This is a genomic window from Streptomyces sp. NBRC 110028, assembly GCF_001417735.1.
Lineage (GTDB): Bacteria > Actinomycetota > Actinomycetes > Streptomycetales > Streptomycetaceae > Streptomyces.
This window is the reverse complement of record NZ_BBUZ01000091.1, coordinates 1-3,122: the sequence shown is the minus strand read 5'-3', so window position 1 is coordinate 3,122 and position 3,122 is coordinate 1. Positions and strand designations below refer to the sequence as shown.

Below are 3,122 nucleotides of genomic sequence, written 5' to 3'. Positions count from 1 at the left end.
TGGCGCGTCTGGCCGAGGACCCTGGACTGAGGCCGGTGGACGTGGGCTGGTCGTTGATCAGGTCCCGGTCGCTGTTCGAGCATCATGCCGTGGTGCTGGGCGAGGACCACACGGAGCTGGTGGCGGCGGTCGAGGCGCTGGCGGCAGGGGAGTCCCACCCGGGTGTGGTGCGTGCGGCCGCCCCGGCACCGCCGAGGGATGTGGGCCCGGTGCTGGTGTTTCCGGGCCAGGGAACCCAGTGGGCCGGGATGGGAGCCGCACTGCTCGATGCGTCGCCGGTGTTCGCGGCGCGGGTGGCGGAGTGCGAGCAGGCACTGTCGCCGTACGTCGACTGGACACTCACCGACGTACTGCGCGGCACTGAGGACGCGGGCGATCTGGGCCGGGTCGATGTGGTGCAACCGGCGTTGTGGGCGGTGATGGTGTCCCTGGCCGCCGTGTGGGCCGGACACGGCGTGAAACCTGGCGCGGTGGTCGGTCACAGCCAGGGGGAGATCGCCGCAGCGGTCGTCGCCGGGGCGCTGTCGCTGGAGGATGGCGCGAAGGTCGTGGCCCTGCGCAGCCGGGCCCTGCGCCGGCTGGCCGGTGGCGGAGCGATGGCATCGTTGGGTGTGGGCCAGGAGCAGGCCGGACAGCTGCTGGCCCGGCTCGGCGACGAGGCGGCCGCGGTGGGTGTGGCTGCGGTCAACGGGCCTTCTTCGACGGTCATTTCAGGACCGCCACAGCAAGTGGCCGCCGCGGTGGCCGCATGCCAGGAGAACGGCGAGCGCGCACGGCTCATCGACGTGGACTACGCCTCGCACGGCCCTCAGATCGAGGAGATCCGCGACGAGCTGTTCCGCGAATTGGACGGTATCCACCCGAACGACACCTCTCAAAAGGGCATCACGTTCTACTCCACGGTGACCGGCGGCCAGGCCGATACGGCACGACTGGACACCGCCTACTGGGTGACGAACCTGCGGGAGCGCGTACGGTTCGCCGACGCGCTCGAGGCGGCGCTTGCCGACGGGCACCGGGCGTTCATCGAGACCAGCACACACCCCGTGCTGACCATCGGCATGCAGGAGACCTTCGAGTGCACGGGCGTGCAGGCCGTCACGGTCCCCACACTGCGCCGCGGCCACGGAGACCGGACCCAGCTGCTGCGGTCCCTCGCCCAGGCGTTCATCTCCGGAGTCGACGTCGACTGGACGACCCTGTATCCCACCTCGCCCCCACCCCGGGTCGTGGAGCTGCCCACCTACGCCTTCCAGCGTGAGCGGTATTGGCTCGACGGCCACACCGGCCGCGGCGGCAACCCCGCCGACCTCGGGCTGCTCTCCGCGCGGCATCCTGTGCTGGCCGCGGCTGTGGAGCTTGCCGATGGCAGTGGCCATGTGCTGACGGGCCGGCTCTCGGCGCGAAGGCCTGCGTGGCTCGGTGACCACGTGGTGGCGGACGCGGTGCTGGTGCCGGGCGCGGCCCTGGCGGAGTGGGTTCTGCGGGCCGCCGACGAGGTCGGCGCCGGTGGTGTGGAGGAGCTGGCGCTCCAGGTTCCGCTGGTGCTGCCCCCGTCCGGCGGGCTGCGGCTCCAGGTGGTCGTCGGCGCGTCCGGGGACGACGGACGCGCCGACGTGCAGGTGTACTCGCGGCCCGACCGCGATGCCGAACCGGGCACCGACCCGGGGTGGGTGTGCCACGCGGAGGGCGTACTGAGCGCGCCCGCCGATCGCGCCGACGACGTGGCCGGACTGGGCGGCGCATGGCCCCCGGCGGGCGCGGAACCACTCGAGACCGAGGGATTCTACGAACGTGTCGCGGCCGCCGGATATGCGTACGGGCCCGCCTTCCAGGGGCTGCGGGCGGTGTGGCAGGACGGCGCGGACGTCCTGGCCGAGGTGGTGCTGCCGGACGCCGCGGGCGAACACGATGGCTTCGGCATCCACCCGGCGCTCCTCGACGCCGCCCTGCACCCGGCCCTGCTGATCGACCGGCTCACCACCGGCACGGACACCGAGCCCGCCCCTGGCCAGGTGTGGTTGCCGTTCGCGTGGAACGGCGTGACGCTATGGGCGGCCGAGGCGACCACGGTCCGGGTCCGGCTGTCCCCCCACGAGCAGAGCGCGGACGGCGAGCGGGCGCTGCGTGTGACCGTGGCCGACGCGGTCGGCGCGCCGGTGCTCACGGTGGATTCGGTGGCGATGCGCCCGGCGAGTGCGGACCAGTTGCGGTCAGTGGACACCCGTCGTACGGACAGCCTGTTCACCCTCGACTGGACGTCCCTGCCCCTGGCGGTGGACACCACGGAACCGGCGGACGCCAATAGTCGCTGGGCCGTGCTGGGCACCGATGCCCCGAACCTTGCCCGCCCGGACATGAGCCACTTCCCGGACCTCACGGCACTGGGCGAGGCGCTCGATCGCGGGGAGCCGACCCCGCCGGTGGTCTTCGCCGACGTACCGCCCATGGACGTCGGCGAGGCGATGGCGGCCGAGGGCCTGGCCATGACGGAACGGATGCTGGCCCTGCTCCAAGGCTGGCTGACCGAACCGCAGCTGTCCGACGCCCGGTTGGTGGTCGTGACGCACGGCGCGGTCACCGTTGACGGCTCCGCCGAAGACGGTGTACAGGTGGCCGCCGCAGCTGCGTGGGGTCTCGTACGCAGCGCCCAGTCGGAGAACCCAGGCCGGTTCCTCCTGCTCGACCTCGACGACAAGACCAACGCCGACACCGTACGGGCCGCCATCACCCACGCCGTGGCGAGCGACGAACCACAGCTCGCCATCCGTGCGGGGCGGGCCCTGGTACCCCGTCTCGTCCGGGCCGGCGCCGGTGGCGCGGGACTTGTGGGCCCGGTGGAGCAACCGGCCGCATGGCGGCTGGACACGGTCGGTACGCCCACCCTGGACAACGTGGTGCCGGTGTCCTGCCCGAAGGTGCTGGAACCGCTGGGGACGGGCCAGGTGCGCATCGCCGTCCGCGCGGCCGGCATCAACTTCCGGGACGTCGTGGTGAGCCTGGGCATGGTCCCGGGGCAGACCGGGCTGGGTGGCGAAGGCGCCGGTGTGGTGGTGGAGATCGGCCCCGGAGTCACCGAAGTCGCGGTCGGAGACCGGGTCATGGGCGTCTTCGACCAGTCC

The 3,122-nt window shown here is 72.5% G+C and carries 1 pseudogene; it reads left to right on the top strand.

What is annotated here, in order from left to right:
- Positions 1-5: 5 nt before the first annotated feature.
- Positions 6-3,122 (top strand): annotated as a pseudogene (locus tag ASC60_RS38375) (acyltransferase domain-containing protein); the annotation flags it as partial.